Origin of the sequence: Pseudarthrobacter sp. fls2-241-R2A-127 (genome assembly GCF_030209355.1) — a bacterium.
Lineage (GTDB): Bacteria > Actinomycetota > Actinomycetes > Actinomycetales > Micrococcaceae > Arthrobacter.
On the sequence record NZ_JARVSF010000002.1, the window covers coordinates 322330 to 337663 of the forward strand.

At 68.0% G+C, this 15334-nt stretch carries 12 protein-coding genes; 4 read left to right on the forward strand and 8 right to left on the reverse strand.

Annotated features, from left to right (window positions below; all coding sequences use genetic code 11):
• Position 1: 1 nt before the first annotated feature.
• The 4 genes from QRN53_RS01590 to QRN53_RS01605 all read right to left on the reverse strand — a co-directional run bounded on the left by QRN53_RS01590 (position 2) and on the right by QRN53_RS01605 (position 5861).
• The gene (locus tag QRN53_RS01590) at positions 2-2125 is read right to left on the reverse strand and encodes an ArnT family glycosyltransferase (RefSeq protein WP_285242267.1); all 2124 of its coding nucleotides are present in this window, start codon (positions 2123-2125) and stop codon (positions 2-4) included.
• Positions 2122-3549: a bifunctional glycosyltransferase family 2/GtrA family protein gene (locus QRN53_RS01595; RefSeq protein ID WP_285242268.1), complete on the reverse strand. Its 1428-nt coding sequence runs from the start codon at positions 3547-3549 to the stop codon at positions 2122-2124. The genes QRN53_RS01590 and QRN53_RS01595 overlap by 4 nt, the downstream gene beginning before the upstream one ends.
• 81 nt (positions 3550-3630) lie before the next feature.
• Positions 3631-5106, reverse strand: a complete 1476-nt coding sequence (locus tag QRN53_RS01600; protein ID WP_285242269.1) for a sensor histidine kinase — start codon at positions 5104-5106, stop codon at positions 3631-3633.
• A 14-nt stretch (positions 5107-5120) separates the two neighbouring features.
• On the reverse strand, positions 5121-5861 hold the full coding sequence (locus QRN53_RS01605; protein WP_285242270.1) for a response regulator transcription factor: 741 nt from the start codon (positions 5859-5861) through the stop codon (positions 5121-5123).
• Positions 5862-6092: 231 nt separating this feature from the next.
• Here QRN53_RS01605 and QRN53_RS01610 point away from each other — a divergent pair, with 231 nt between their 5' ends.
• From QRN53_RS01610 to QRN53_RS01620, 3 genes are all read left to right on the forward strand, one after another.
• Positions 6093-7031: a hypothetical protein gene (locus QRN53_RS01610; protein ID WP_285242271.1), complete on the forward strand. Its 939-nt coding sequence runs from the start codon at positions 6093-6095 to the stop codon at positions 7029-7031.
• Positions 7032-7601: 570 nt separating this feature from the next.
• Positions 7602-8465, forward strand: a complete 864-nt coding sequence (locus tag QRN53_RS01615) for a winged helix family transcriptional regulator (protein ID WP_285242272.1) — start codon at positions 7602-7604, stop codon at positions 8463-8465.
• 215 nt (positions 8466-8680) lie between these two features.
• Complete coding sequence (locus tag QRN53_RS01620; RefSeq protein ID WP_285242273.1) at positions 8681-9208, forward strand: SixA phosphatase family protein; 528 nt, start codon at positions 8681-8683, stop codon at positions 9206-9208.
• Here the strand turns inward: QRN53_RS01620 and QRN53_RS01625 are convergent.
• Positions 9186-10160 (reverse strand): LysR family transcriptional regulator, encoded by a 975-nt coding sequence (locus QRN53_RS01625; protein ID WP_285242274.1) that lies wholly within the window; start codon positions 10158-10160, stop codon positions 9186-9188. The two genes, QRN53_RS01620 and QRN53_RS01625, sit on opposite strands and share 23 nt — an antisense overlap.
• 73 nt (positions 10161-10233) lie before the next feature.
• Between QRN53_RS01625 and QRN53_RS01630 the strand changes: the two genes are divergently transcribed.
• On the forward strand, positions 10234-11238 hold the full coding sequence (locus tag QRN53_RS01630; RefSeq protein WP_285242275.1) for an EamA family transporter: 1005 nt from the start codon (positions 10234-10236) through the stop codon (positions 11236-11238).
• A 619-nt stretch (positions 11239-11857) separates the two neighbouring features.
• Here the strand turns inward: QRN53_RS01630 and QRN53_RS01635 are convergent.
• The 3 genes from QRN53_RS01635 to QRN53_RS01645 are packed head-to-tail and all read right to left on the reverse strand — an operon-like array spanning position 11858 to position 15281.
• Entirely contained in the window at positions 11858-12502 is a 645-nt protein-coding gene (locus tag QRN53_RS01635) for a TetR/AcrR family transcriptional regulator (protein WP_285242276.1), read from the reverse strand.
• Complete coding sequence (locus tag QRN53_RS01640; protein WP_285242277.1) at positions 12499-14535, reverse strand: YhgE/Pip family protein; 2037 nt, start codon at positions 14533-14535, stop codon at positions 12499-12501. Before QRN53_RS01640 ends, QRN53_RS01635 begins: the two co-directional genes overlap by 4 nt.
• A complete protein-coding gene (locus QRN53_RS01645) occupies positions 14532-15281 on the reverse strand; it encodes an ABC transporter ATP-binding protein (protein WP_285242278.1) in 750 nt (249 codons plus the stop codon). The genes QRN53_RS01640 and QRN53_RS01645 overlap by 4 nt, the downstream gene beginning before the upstream one ends.
• Positions 15282-15334 lie beyond the last annotated feature (53 nt).

Consider the following 15334-nt stretch of genomic DNA (forward strand, 5'->3'; position numbering starts at 1 on the left):
CCTACTTGGTGAGTTGGTACACCGTGGAGTTCCCCACGGTTTGGGCCTGGAAGTTGGCTTGCACCCACGCGGCCACCTCGGAGTTGCCGCCCCGGCCGCCCATGCCGCCTCCGCCCATGCCGCCTTCGATGAAGTAGCTGATCTCACCCTTGGCCACCATGTCCTGGAACTCGGCGAGCGTCGGGTAGGGATCACCGCCGTTCCAGCCGCCCAGTGCAATGACGTTGGTGTTCGTGGCCAGTTCCAGGCTGGCGGCCTGGCTGGCCCCGGAGACGATCGCCGACCACTTCGTGGTGGTGCCCGTCAGCAGTGCGGTCACGGCGGCATCGGCGGTGCCTTCGCCGGGACCACCGGCCCCGCCGGCACCCGGGGCGCCGTTGACGCCATTCGCGGGATCAAAACTGCCTGCATCCGGGGCCGTATCCGTGCCGCCGGTCCGGTCGCCACGGAGTGCGGCGTCGTCCCGGAACCCGGCAGCCCTGTTGCCGAAGCCGCCCGCCGAGGAACCCGCGGGCCCCGACGTGGGGATGGATCCTGCATGGGCGGAAGCAGCGGTGGCAACTGTCCAGGCAGTCGTTCCAAGCCCACCGGCCAGCAAGGAGAGGACGACGACGGCGGCGGCCCCGGAGCGCTGGAACCGTCCCGCAGCGCCCTTGGCGTCGAGGCGGAGGAGGATGGCGGCGGCGGCAAGGACGCCGAGGACGAGGGTGGCGATGCGCAACCACGGCAGCCACGACGTGTCACGGCCCAGGAGCACCGAGGACCAGATGGCGGTGCCCAGGACCACGACGGCAAGGGTGATCCGTGCCGGCCAGTACCCGCGGCCCCGCCACAGTTCAACTGAGCCGACACCCACCAGTGCCGCAATAGCCGGTGCCAGTGCCACCGAGTAGTAGGGGTGGACGATGCCGCTCATGAAGCTGAAGACCCCTGCCGTGACCAGGAGCCAGCCGCCCCACAGGATCAGGGACGCGCGGTTGCGGGACGTGCGCGCCTCCCGGCGGGTGAACCAGAGGCCAGCCACCAGCAGTACCAGGGCGGCCGGCAGCAGCCAGGACACCTCGCCGCCGAAGCTGGTTCCGAACATCCGCAGCACGCCAGCTGCGCCGCCGAATCCGGTATTGCCGCCGCCGAAGCCTCCCGCGCCGCCGCCGAAGCCGCCCGCCGCGCCGCCGGGGCCGCCCGCTCCGCCGCCGGGCATTCCTTCGCCCGACCCAGTGATGCGGGCCAACCCGTTGTAGCCGAAAGTCAGCTCCAGGAAGCTGTTGGTAGTGGAGCCGGCCATGTACGGCCGTTCCGAGGCGGGCGTCAGTTGGAACAAGGCAACGTAGCTGCCGGCCACCACGATGATGCCGCCCAGCGCGCCGAGCAGGTGGACCAGCCGGCGGCCCAACGTGGTGGGAGCTGCCCAGAGGTAGGCGAGTCCAAGCGCGGGAACCACCAGGAAGCCCTGCAGCATCTTGCTGAGGAATGCCAGGCCAAGCACGGCCCCCGCGGCCACCAGCCACTTCCAGCCGGCCCGTTCGATGGCCCGGGTAGTGAAATAGGCCGCCAGCACCAGGCAGAGGGTGAGCATGGCATCAGGGTTGTTGAACTTGAACATCAGCGCCGCTACCGGGGTCAGCGCCAGGGCGCTACCGGCCAGCAGCCCTGCCGCCGGCCCGGAGACCCGCTTCACCGCAAGGTACAGGAAGCCGACGGCGGCCACTCCCATGAGCGCTTCGGGCACCAGCATGCTCAGTGACGAAAAGCCGAAGATGCGGCCTGCGAGGGCCGGGATCCAGAGCGCGGCGGGCGGCTTGTCCACGGTGATGGCGTTGCCGGCGTCCAGCGATCCGAAAAGGAATGCGGTCCAGTCCTTGGTGCCCGCCTGGATGGCTGCCGCGTAGAAGGAGTTTCCATATCCGGTGGCGGCCAGGTTCCATAAGTACAGGATGGCCGTGGCCACCAGCAGGCCGGCGGCCGAGGGCCCCACCCAGCGGGGCTGGTTGCCGTACACGTAACGGGTCCAGCGTGGCCCGGGCCGTGCGGCGGTGGTGGAACCAGGAGCTTCGGAGGGGTCCTGGCGGGTGGAGGGAGATCCCGCGGTTGATCCGGCGCCTGCCGGTGAGATGGTGGAGGTCATGGTGCTGCCGTTTCTGTGGATGCGGTGGCTGTCGTGTCGTCGGCGGTTGGCGCCGCAGTGGTTCCGGCGGTCGTTGTTCCTCGGCCAAGGCCTGTTCGCCGGCCGGCGTGGGCGGTAGGTGCTGTGCGCGGCGTCCGTTCCCGGAAGACCCAGAGCCGGAACAGCAGGAACCGGACGGCGGTGGCGGCAAGGTTCGCCGCCACGACGGTGAGGATCTCGGCCCAGCGGTCCGGCGTCGTCGTCCGGTGCACCAGTGCCAGCGCACCAGAGGTGAGCACCAGGCCGATGCCGAACACGATAAGCCCCTCAAAGTGGTGCCGGACCGGGTTGCCGCCCTGGATGCCGAACGTGAACCGCCGGTTGGCTCCCGTGTTGGCCACCGCCGTGATCAGCAGGGCCAGGAAATTGGCAAGCTGTGGATCCATGAAGCCCCGGCAGAAGACAAAGATGGCAAGGTAGGCCAGGGTCGACGCGGCACCGATGGCGGCGAAGCGCACCAGCTGGCCAAACAGGCTGGTGCCGCGGGTTTGTTCGGCCGCCCGGGACGATGCCGGCAGCGGCCCCCGTGCCAGGGCTGCCCTCAGCTCCGGAACAGGGATGCGGCCGTAGAGCAGGTCGCGGGTGAGCCGTGCCATGCCCCGGACGTCCGCCAGCGCCGTCCGGAGCACGTCAACGCTTGAATCAGGATCGTCGATCCAGTCCACGGGAACTTCATGGACGCGCAGGCCGCACCGCTCCGCCACGACCAGGAGCTCGGTGTCAAAAAACCAAGAGTTGTCCACGGTGTACGGGAGGATCTGCTGGGCGACGTCCGCGCGGATCGCCTTGAACCCGCACTGTGCGTCACTGAACCGGGCACCCATGAAGGAGTGCAGCATCAGGTTGTAACCGCGGGAGATGAATTCCCGTTTGGGCCCGCGGACAACGCGGGAGTTGCGGGTCAGCCGGGTGCCGATGGCCAGGTCCGAATGGCCGGAGATCAGGGGCGCCAGCAGGGGCGCCAGGGCCGCAAGGTCGGTGGAGAGGTCCACGTCCATGTAGGCCAGGACCGGCGACGGCGAGGCCAGCCACACCTTGCGCAGGGCATTGCCGCGGCCTTTTTCGTCGAGGTGGACCACCGCGAGTTCTGTGAATTCCCGGGCCAGCCGTTCGGCGATCTTCAACGTCCCGTCCGTACTGGCGTTGTCCGCCACAGTGATCCGGAACGTGTGCGGAAAAGTCTCGAGCAGGTGGGCGTGGAGCCTGCGAAGGCACTCCTCCAAGTCACGTTCTTCGTTGAAGACCGGAATGGTGACGTCGAGGACGGGCACGGTGGTGCGGGTGTCCACGGGTGCGCGCCGTCCGGTGCGGGCCCGGGACGCAATGCCCACCGGCGCCACCGCGGCGTCCGGCAGGGTTCCTGAGGTGGAGTCGGTGAGGGTCATGGATCAAGGGTCGCGCCGCCGCATTTGAAGGCTTTAGGCGGAACCTGTGACGTGCCTGTGTAAGTGGGCCGGTTGGAGCAATCAGGACCTGGCGGCTGCCGGCAGGCGGACGGCAAACTCGGTCCTGCCGGGCCGGGAGACGAGTTCCACAGTGCCGCCATGGGCCGCGACGATGGATTCGACGATCGATAGCCCCAGCCCGGACGAGCCCTCGGAGGCAGAGCCGGAACGGGCGGCATCGGCCCGGGTGAACCGCGAGAAGATGTTGCCCTGGAACTCGGCGGGAATGCCGGGCCCGTCGTCCGTGACCGTCACCACCACGCTGCCGTCGGCGGAGCGCATCACGCCGGTGATTACGGTGGTTCCGGCCGGCGTGTGCTTCCTGGCGTTGGAGAGCAGGTTAGCCAGTACTTGGTGCAGCTGGGTGGTGTCGCCGCGGACGGTCACGGGTTCTTCGGGCAATTTCAGCTGCCAGGTGTGGTCCGGTGCCATGACCTTTTCGTCGCTGACGGTTTCGATGACCAGCTGGGTGAGGTCCACATCGGTGGTTTCGGTCGCCTTGCCTTCGTCCAGCCGGGCCAGCAGCAACAGGTCCTCCACCAGGGCGGTCATGCGCTCCGACTGGCTTTGCACCCTGCCCAGCGACTTCTGGCCGTCCTCGGTGAGGGTTTCGGTCATGCGCATCAAGTCGGTGTATCCGCGGATGGCCGTCAGCGGGGTCCGAAGTTCATGGGAGGCGTCGGCAACGAACTGGCGCACCTTCATCTCGCTGCGCTGCCGGGCTTCCAGCGCGCTGGAGACGTTGTCCAGCATCAGGTTCAGCGCGTGCCCCACGCTGCCCACCTCAGTGGTGGGATGCGCTGCCGACGGCGGCACACGCACCGCCAGGGCTACCTCGCCCGCGTCCAGGGGCAGCTTGGAAACCTTGGTGGCGACGTCGGACAGCTGCTCCAGCGGCCGCATGGTCCGGCGGATCAACGCTGTCCCGGCCAGCCCGATCAGGACCAGGCCGCCCAGTGACACCAGCACCATGGTCAATACCAGGGAGGCTTCGGTGCTTTCCTTGGTTGCCAGCGGCAGCCCCGTGATCACCACGTCGCCGTAGGGCGTCGCGGTGGCGATCAGCCGGTAATCGCCGTTGGACAGCTCGCGGTCCACGGCGACTCCGTTGTGGGGGAGCGACTGGAGGGTGCTGATGTCCCGCGAAGTCAGCGCCGTGCGGGTGGCATCGGAGGAGAGGAAGCCGGCCTCGCGGCTGACCTGGCCGCCCACCACCCTGGCATTGAGTGTTCCCACGCTTTGTCCCCGCGCATCCAGCGGGTCGGGACGGCCGGACGGGTTGCCCTCCGGCGGACGGCCGCGTGAGGCCAGCATCAGCTGTGCATCGAGCTGGTTGGAGAGGACCACGTCCATGGAGGCGTAGCTGACCACGCCGATCGCGCCGGATATGGCCACCAGGAGGGCCATGGAGAGCAGGATGAGGCGGGTACGGAGGTGCCAGGTGGTGGGGTTGAACCATGACCGGCCGGTGGGCCGGGGAACGCCGGAAAGAGACACGCGTTTCCTTTGGCTTAGTCTGCGGGTTTGATGACGTAACCGGCTCCGCGCACGGTATGGATCATGGGCGGATGGGTGGCCTCAAGTTTCTTGCGCAGGTAGGAAATGTACAGTTCCACGATGTTCGCCTGGCCGCCAAAGTCGTAGTCCCACACGTGGTCCAGGATCTGCGCCTTGCTGACCACGCGCTTGGGGTTTTCCATGAGGTAGCGCAGGAGCTCGAATTGCGTGGCCGTCAGCTGGATTGCCTCCCCGGCGCGCGTGACCTCCCGGGTGTCCACATTGAGGACCAGGTCGCCCACCACCAGTTCGGCGGTGTCCATTGCGGCCACGCCTGAGCGCTGGACCAGGCGGTGCAGGCGGAGCAGGACTTCCTCCATGCTGAAGGGCTTGGTCACGTAGTCGTCGCCGCCGGCGGCCAGCCCTACGATCCGGTCCTGGACGTCGTCTTTCGCCGTGAGGAACAGCGCAGGCACCTCCGGCGCGAAGGCGCGGATCCTGCCCAGCAGCTCCACGCCGTCGAACCCCGGCAGCATGACATCCAGTACCAGGACGTCCGGATGGAAGTCCTTGGCGAGCTTGACCGCCGTGGGTCCGTCCCCGGCCACCGCCACGGACCAGCCCGCCATGCGCAGGCCCATGCTCATGAGCTCCGACAGGCTGGGTTCGTCATCCACCACCAAGGCGCGGATGGGGGACCCGTCGGGGTGGGTGAGCTGGGGCAGGTTGTTGGTCATGGAGTGCGGGGATGCCATGGGACAACTCTCCGATCTACCGGTGTGCCGGTGCTTTGCCGTTGCTGTGTTCCAGCTGTGAGCTCCAGCCTAGCCACCTGGACCAGCGGGACGGCGGTTCCCTGTGCGCAAGGGGGCCGTGCAGGTCACAGGCGGACGTGGCCTGCTGCACAGCCCCCGCACAGCAAACCGGCAGAGCCTGTTGGAACAAGCAACGTCACCACCTTCAGTTCAACATCTTTGGAGAATGCAATGGACCAGCACAGCAACCAACCAGGGCCGGCCGCATCAGGGCAGAACGGGCAGCCGGTCCCCGTCTGGGGAACCCCATCGGAAGTCAGCGGCAACGGCGCAGCGGCCCCCGGCCAGGAGGCTCCGGCCGCCAGCGACGGGCATCCACGCAGCGAGTCCCGGCAAGGGCAGGCTGCACAGGGCTGGGGCGCCCCCGTCCCCGGTCCGCAGTCGCCAGGTTGGGGTACCGCGCCGGCCAACAGCCAGGTGCCCAACGCCGGCACGGGCTGGGGCGCCCCCCAGCAGTACCCCTCCACCCCTTCCTCCCGCGGGCCGAAGGGCACCTGGACGGCTAAGAAGGGGCTGCTGGTCGGGGGCGCGGCCGTGGTCCTGGGCGCAGCGGCCGGCGCCGGAGCGTATGCAGCCGGAAACGGCTCGGGCACGGCCGCCAACGCCCAAGGCGCGGGCGCGGCCAGCCAGTTCGGTCCCGGCGGCCAGAACGGGATGGCGGGGCCGGGCAGCCAGGCTGGTACCAACGGCGGCGCGGCCGGCGGCATGGGCATGAACGGTGGCCCCGGCGGCCTGGGGATGGGGGCAGCCGGCCTGAACGCTGCCATCCACTCCGAGTATGTGGTCCTGGAAGGTTCCAACTATGTGACCATGGCGGGCCAGGCGGGCACGGTAACGGATGTCTCGGCCACCTCGCTGACAGTCAAGAGCGAGGACGGTTTCTCCCGCACCTACTCAGTGGGCTCCGATGTGCAGGTCACGCAGGGGATGCGGCAGCGCGGGGGTACATCCACGGGAAGCACCCTCAGCATGTCCAGCGTGACTACCGGGACCAGCGTTCGGGTGACCGCCCTCAAGAATGGCGACGCCTACACGGCCCAGGACATCCAGCTTGCCGGCGCCGGTACCTCGGCCGGTACCTCAGCCGGCTCGGGGACCAGCACCAACTGACAGCGGCATGCCGTACCACTCCCAGGCAGGTCCTGCCGCCGGCCCACGCCCGCTCTTCGGGCAAAAAAATCTGCCGCCGGCAGGACCGGGACTGGACACGGCAAGCAGCCGTCCGGCCGATTCTATGTCAAGCGATTGAATTTCGGGGAGATTCGAAAAAGTGGACATCTATCGAATTATCTTCCGAACGAAGGGGGATCTGAGACTCTTCTCCGGATAACGAACGTTATTATTTCCCCATCTCGAAATAGTGATCTGAAGCACAATCCGCCGTTTTGTCTCACCATGTGGACGAATCGGTCCATTGTTACTTGCAAGTTGGCATTGTTACGCTGCACACTTCCAATGTGAACAAGAACTCAACAGCACCTGCAGCCGCAGAATATTGGCCCAGCACATCCGCTGCTGCCGACATGCGCTGTTGTCGAATGCACGCCTGACCTTCGCACCCCTGAAGTTCTTAGGCATTCGCCCCCCAGCCCAGCGTCGGGCGCCTCTCCCCGGTCCGCGTGTATGGGGAATCCAGCATTCGAGCCGCGAAGGCGGCCATTCACATTGAGGTAAGCATTCATGTCAGTTGCATCCGGATACGTCCACATCTCCGTCCGTAACGCCGCCAAGGCAGGCCAGCCCTCCGGCCTGCGCCCCGGCTTCGGGCCGCGCCCGTCGCTCGCTCCGGCTTCCGGAAGCACCTTCCCCGCGCAGGGCTACGCTCCGCAGGGATACAACCCGAACTCCTACGGCCAACTCCGCGCCGTCCAGCCCGCCGAGGCCGCTCCCGTTACCGCCCCCACCCCTGTGGTGGCCGGCCCGAATGCTGTCCGCCCGGTGGCCAACGACAACGTTGCCCGCGGGTTCGTCCTCTACATGGGCATCGACGAGGAAACCGCGGCAGCTGCCGGCACCTCCATCGCCAAGCTCGCCCAGGAAATCCGGGCGTACGCCCAGTCGCTGGTTTCCGGGGCCGAAAGCTACGCCGCGGTTGCGGTGGCTCCGGCCGGCACCCCTGGTTCCGCGCTCGACGTCGTCCGTTCCACGTTCGGCGACCCCACGGTGAACTCCCGCCAGCGCACCGAGGCCGCCCGTCCTGCCCAGGCGCAGGAACCGCGCCCCTCCGGTGTCCTGATCGACCTCGCCCGCCGCGAAGTCCACCTCGACGGTGAGTCCCTGAACCTCACGTTCAAGGAGTTCGAGCTCCTGAACTACCTTGTCGAGAACGGAACCCGCACCGTGGGCCGCGACGAACTGCTCGAAGGCCTGTGGCGCAACGCCGAAGAAGTACCCAATGAGCGCACCATCGACGTCCACATCCGCCGCCTCCGTTCCAAGCTGGGCCGCCTCGCCAACACCGTCCGCACGGTCCGCGGCCAGGGCTACCGGTTCTACGAGCACCCCGAGGTTGTTGTCTGGGCCGCTCCGGAATACTCGATCTAACTCCTCTCTAACCTCCGCTTAAAGGCGGCATATCCCTCGGCGCCTGCGCTCGTTCCTCCCCACCGCCTCCCTCGCTTCGCAAGCTCGGCCAGGGAACCCTGGCGGCGTGGGCCCAACGCAACAACGGCGCTTTCGGGATGTGCCGCCTTCTTGAGTTCGTTTTGCCCAGCCAGGCATTGACCTCCGCGGCTAAGTGGTTTGGATAGGCTTGGGCCATGAGTTCGCATCATGTTCGACGCCTCGTGATCATGCGCCATGCCAAGGCTGACTGGCCGGGCGGGGTGGCCGACCATGAACGGCCGCTCGAAGAACGCGGGCACCGGGAAGCCCCGCTCGCCGGGCGTTGGCTGCTCAAGCACAACATCGTTCCGGACTTCATCCTGTGCTCCAGCGCCCTGCGCACCCGGCAGACGTGCACCTGGGTCTGCGCCGAGCTGGGGGACAAGGCGCCCACGCCCAAGCTTGAGGACGGCCTGTACGCGGCCACGGCCCAGCGGATGCTCACCGTGGTCAACCATGTGCCGGACACCGTGACCACGCTCATGCTGATCGCGCACCTGCCTGGTGTGCAGGACCTGGCAATGCATCTCGCCTCGCGGGAATCCGATCACGACGCCTATATGGACGCCGCCACCCGCTTCCCCACCAATGCGCTGACCGTGCTGGAGACGGAGAAGCCCTGGGCGGAACTGGATGGGCAGGACGCCAGGATTACCCGGTTCAAGGTCCCGCGGGTCCACTAACCGGGACCCCGCCCGCGGGAACCCCACTGGCGGGAACCTCGTTGCCGGGAACCCCGTTGCCGGCAAGCTCCCGCAGGATGCCCGCGACATGCCTGATGCCGGGGCTTGCGGTCATGGTCTTGCGGTGGACCAGCCCAACCTGGCGTGCCTGGACCGGGTTGACTACCGGGACGGCGGCGACATCCCGGGGGAGTACAGGCCGCCCCAGCCGGGGAACGAGCGCCACCGCCACCCCCTGCTCCACCATCGCGATGTGTGTCGCGAAATCGGGATCGTAAACCCGGATATCCGGCACCCGCCCCAGGTCCGCGAAAATCCGCAGCAGGGCTTCGTTGCAGATTGCCCCGGCCGGCGTGCTGATCCACCGTTCGTCAACAAGCTCCGGTGGGGCAACCTCGGTCCGGCCTGCCAGGGGATGGCGGCGGTGCACCAGGACGTCCGCCACATCCTCGCACAGCCACTCCAGCGTCAGATGCTCCGGAATCACCAGCGGCACCGAATTCCAGTTGTGCACCAGCCCAAGGTCCGCTTCCCCGTTGGCCACCCGGGCTACGGCTTCGCGTGGATCCTCGGCAAGCACCGAGATGCTCAACGCTGCACCCGACTCTTCGAGCCGCGCCAGCAGCGGGCCCACCAAGCCGCGGCAGGCTGTGGAAAAGGACACCACCCGGAGGCTGCCGCTGGGCGTGGCCGGATCTGCCAGGAGGGTGGACTGCAGCTCCTCCAGTTCGGCCAGGATGCGGCGGCCGTATGCCGCCAGGGCCAGTCCGCGCTCCGTGAGCAGGACGCCGCGTCCCCGGCGCTCCAGGACCGCGAAGCCGGCCTCCTTCTCGAGTTTCTTCACCTGTTGGGACACGGCCGACGGGCTGAACCCCATGGCTTCCGAGGCCGCAATGACGGAGCCGTGCTGCTCGACCGCCGTGAGGGCCCGCAGGGAACCGATATCAATCATGAAGCAAAGGTACATGATTTGCGGTGTTAATCAGCGCTGGTGCTTCATCCACAAGCCTGCCAAAGTATGGGTTGTGAACCTGCGCGATTCCCTCCTTGCCGTCCTTGTTGCCCTGCTGTGGGGCCTGAACTTCGTGGCCATCGACCTCGGACTTCACGCCGGCGGCCACGACTTTCCGCCGCTGCTCTTCGTCGCCATGCGCTTTGTCCTCGTGGTGTTTCCCTGGATCTTCTTCATCAGGAAACCGGACGTCAGCTGGTCGGCCATTCTCGGGGTGGGACTCTTCATGAGCGCAGGCCAGTTCGGCCTGCTCTACCTGGCCATGGCACTGGGCATGCCCGCGGGGCTCGCGTCCTTGGTCCTGCAGGCACAGGTCCTGCTGACCGTCCTCCTTGCCGCGGGTTTCCTGGGAGAACGCCCCAGCCGGCGGCAACTGGCGGGCGTGGTGCTGGGCGTTGCCGGACTCGCCCTCGTGGCAGCGGGGCGCAGTGCCGTGGCACCGTTGCTGCCGCTCATCATCGTCCTGGCCGCGGCGTTGTCATGGGCCGCCGGAAACGTCGTTGCCCGGAAGGCCAAAGCGGCGTCAGGCCTGGGGCTGGTGGTGTGGTCCGGGGCCGTGGTCCCACTCCCGCTGGCAATATTGTCCGTGCTGGTGGACGGGCCGGATACGGTGTGGCAGTCGCTGGCCACGCTGCAGGCGCCCACCGTGCTCAGCGCACTGTACACGGCAATCTTCGCCTCGCTGGTGGGTTACGGAATCTGGAACCGGCTCCTTGCCAGCCACCCGTCGTCGGCCGTTGTGCCCTTCACGCTGCTGGTCCCGGTGGTGGGAATGAGCACTGCCTGGCTTGTCCTCGCCGAGGTGCCGTCGGCCACGGAACTGGCGGGCGGCCTGCTCCTCCTGGGCGGCGTCGCGACGGCGGTGCTCACCGGAGCGCGCGGTCGCCGTCAGCGGCGCGGGGCTGAGCCGCTGCCGGACCGGGGTGCCGGTTTGGGCGCCGGGGACGCGGACGACGACGGGCGCTTGGCTGCCGCTGACGTCCCGCGGGCGGGCGCACGCGAGGCGGACGTCCGCTGAACGGTGGACGGCTGGGCGCCGGATGCCTGCGGCCCGGACCCCTGGCCGACGGTCCGTGTTGCGGCAGCGCGCGGGTTGCGCGCCCCCGGAGCGGGCCGTGGTGACGGGGTGCGCTGCGGTGCCGGGCGTGCGGGGCCCTGCGCGTTGGACCGGGTACCTGGCCGCGCACCGGACGCCGGGCGCCTGCTGCTTCCGGCCGGCCCGCGGACCGGTGCTGCGCGCCGCCTCCCCGGCCAGAGCGCGCCCAGTAAGAGGATCCCGAACGTCGCCGCGGCCGCGACCCCGGCGCCCAGGAAGTAGTTGTCCGGGTCGCGGGTGGGCAGCGGCGTGCCCAGGAACGAGGACTGGTCGTCGTACGCCAGCGTCCAGGTGCTGATGAATGCCAGCGAAAAACCGAGGGCCAGGGCGGTGGCGGCACCTGCTGCGAACAAGGCGAAGCGCCGGCGGCGGACCACGATCTCGGCAACCGCCGCCAGGTAGGCCAGCCCCAGGACGCCAATGAAGGCGATGAACACCGGCTCGGCAAGGGTCATCCCCGTGAGCACCAGCAGCCCGGCGGCGACGACGCCGCAGATCACCGCAAACTTTCCGCTCTTCCCGGTATGGCGCATGTGCTCCATCATCCCCGAGGAGCAGCCTCCTTCAGGACGTAGCCGCGCATGATGGCCATGATTGCTGCAACACTTTGGTCACGGGTGCGCTCAGGATTGTAGGTCTGCCGGTCCAGCCCCACAACGAAGCAGGCGCCGAAGATGGCGGTCTCCAGGCTGCCCCGGGAAACCGAGTCATCCACCGGATACGCCGCGGCCACGCTTTCGACGGCCTGCGCGATGACTTCGAGGAGCTCACCCCGCAGGACCGAAAAGGTGCCCTGCCATTCACTGGGGATCCGCCAGTTCTCGCTGACCCAGAGACGGGCGAACGAGGGGTATTCGGCCATGAAGTCCATGGCCTGGCCGATCATCGCTTCCATGGCCAGCAGCGGGTCCCTCCCGTCGCGCCCGTCAGCGGCGTCAAGCAACCGGGCCTTGAGGATGTCCACCCCGTGCCGCAGCAACTGGGCGATGAGTTCGGATTTGCTGCCGAAGTTGTAATAGACCGTGCCCTTGGACACCCCGGCCGCGGCGGCGATCTCATCCACGGTCACGTTGGCCGCCCCGCGTTCGCCGATCAGCTCCATTGAGGCATCGAAGAGTTTCTGGCGCGTGGCGTTGGTCCGGGCAGGCCGGAGCGCTTTCGCCCCGGCCTGGGGTTCGGTGGTCATACGGCGATCTCCGGTTTCAGCGTCTTGAGTGTCCAGTACTTGTTTTTGCGCACAGCCAGTGTGGAGAGGGCCGCACCCAAGAGGGTATATCCCAGCAGGCCAACCAGGGTGGGAACAATCATGGACAGATCCGCGCCGTAGATCAGGTGGCGCATGCCGGTCACAACGTAGCCCATGGGCAGGACCTGGTGCACCGCATGCAGCGGCTCGGGGGTGGTCTGCCACGGGAAGGTGCCGCCGGAGGACACCAGTTGCAGGACCAGCAGGATGAGCACCACCAGTTTGCCCGGGGAGCCCAGCAGGGCCACGATCCCTTGGATGAGGGCGCTGAACGCCATGGCCGCGGCCAGCAGGAACAGCCACATCAGGACCGGGTGGGCCGGGTTCAGCCCCAGCGCCACATCCACCACCAGGGTCAGCAGGGACGCCTGCACCACCGAGACCAGCAGGAACGGCAGCCAGCCGCCCAGCGCGATCTTCCACGACGGCGCGTTAGAGGCCAGGGCCCGCTGGGTGATGGGGCGCATTGCCTGGATCAGCATGAAGATCCCGATCCACAGGGCGAGCGTGAGGAAGAACGGTGCCAGCCCTGCGCCGTAGGAACCGGCCTTGGCCTGGGAGACATTGCTGACCGCCACAGGATCCGCCATCACCTGCGAGAGGTTGCTCTTTTGGGTGTCGTCGGGGTTGGGGACCTGGCCGGCGCCCTTTCCGATCTCATCAGCCAAGGTACGCGAACCCGTGGCGGCCTGCCCTGCGCCATCGGCGAGTTGGGCGGCGCCGGTATCCACCTTCCGCGCCCCGTCAGCCAGGCCCGCGGCGCCGTCGACGGCGGACTGCTCACCGGTTGCCAGCGCTGCGGCACCTGTATGCAGCTGGTTCGCCCCGGCCGAGGCCTGCCCGATCGCGTCCTTCAGCGCAGGCATTCCGGCGGCCAGCTGCGCTGCCCCGACGCTGACGGCCTGGGATCCGTCGGCCAGCTGCTGGACCTGTCCGGCGTCTGTCTGGATTTTGGCCTTGGCCGCGGCCACGGGGCCGGACGCTGCGGCGGCATCGAAATCAGCCAGCACTTTGTCGGCCTGTTCCTGGGTGAGGACGCCCGAGGCGACCAGCCTGCTGTTGGACTCCACCACCCGGGCCCGCAGGCCCTGGTCCGCTGCATCCAGCTGGGCCACCACGTCCTGCACCTTGGTATTGAGCTGGGCATTGCCGGCAGCCACCTGGGCCGCGCCGGAGGCGAGCGTCTGGGTATCGGTGGGCAGCGTGGCGGTCTTGTCCTTCAGCGTGGACAACCCGGTGCTGAGCTGCCCCGCGCCGTCGGTCAGCTGGTTGGCGCCGTCCCTCAGCTTCAGCTGGCCGGCGTACAACTGGTCGGCGCCGCTGCTCAAGGCGGTCGTGCCTTCGTGGAGGGTGACCGTGCCGTCCCTGAGCGTGGCCACGCCGTCGGCCAGCTGGTTGGCGCCGTCCGCGGCCTGGACCATCTTGCTGTGGATGGTGCCGAAGCCGGTCAGCAACTGGTTGGCCGTCTCCTCACCCACCTCTTTGGCCACCGTGGTGTGGACTGCCGTGGTCAGTTTGTCCACGATGGTGCTCAGGAGGTAGTTGTTGGCATCGTTCGTGGTGACGTTCAGCATGGCCTGGCTCGCGGAATCAAAGCTGCCCGGCGAGACCAGGTTTGCCGAGAAATCCTTGGGGATCTTCAGGGCAAAGGCGTACTGGCCGCTGCTGACTCCCGCGTCGGCCTCAGCGGAGCTGGCCACCGGAACCCAGTGGAACACGTTCCCTTCCACCAGGCTGTCGGCCACCTTGGTGCCGGCCTCCAGCCGGCTGCCGTCTGCAGCGGTGGCGCCCGAGTCCTCCACCACCAGGGCGGCGTCGAGGTTGTTGAGGTGGCCGTAGGGATCCCAGTTCGCATACAGGTACACCGCACCGTAGAGCAGCGGGACCATGCTCAGCGCCAGGATGGTCAGCTTGGGCAGCAGACCGCCGGTCATGCGCTTGAGTTCGGAGCGGGCCAGCCGCAGGACAGTCACTTGGCAACCTCGGTTTCGAGTTCGGTTTCCTGGTCTTCCCGGCCAGGCGAGGACTCCGCTGAGTGCTTGCCGGCCGGGGCTTCGGGCGCGGGTTCCGGCGCCGGTTCGGTGGCGGGTTCAGGCGCCTCGTTGCCGATGTGGGCAACCGGCCCGTCCCACGAGGCGGGGACGGCACTGACGGCCGCTACGACGGCGAGCGGCCGCCCGGCGTCGTACGCCAACTCCTGGAGCCGCGGTAGCCAGGTGAGTTCATCCGCGCTGTGCCGGTCCGGGGAATCGACCACCAGCAGGTCGGTGCGCGGGTTGGCCAGGGCCAGCGCCGTCAGCAGCTCAAGCCGCCGCCGGGGCTCGAGCTGTTCGGTCCACAGGTCCGCGATGTCCTCGAACCGGTTGACCTTGAGCCAAGGCCGGCTGAGCAGGGCGCCACGGTAGCGGCGGGGGATCAGGGCCAGGTCCTCGGTGACCAGGTCGCGGACGCTGAGGTGTTCCTCCGGTTCATTGACGCCGGGGGAGTCCACCAGTGCCGCGGCGAGCCGGAGCTGCTTGGTCCGGGGGTTGTCGTCCCAGCTCAGCTGTCCGCCGCCGGTGGCTTTCATCCTGCCGCTGAGCAGGAGCGAAAGCGCGGTGCGCTGGTCCTGGCGGTCGCCGGCAACGAGCAGCAGCCCGCCGCGGGCAGCCGTCAGCGACGTGGCGGGAAGCAGCGGATCCCGGCGTCCTTTGGCCTGGAGCTGGTGTGCTGAGAGCAAGGTTTGCCTTTCGCAGAAGAAGTCTGCATCAAGACTAACCAAACTGACCGGTC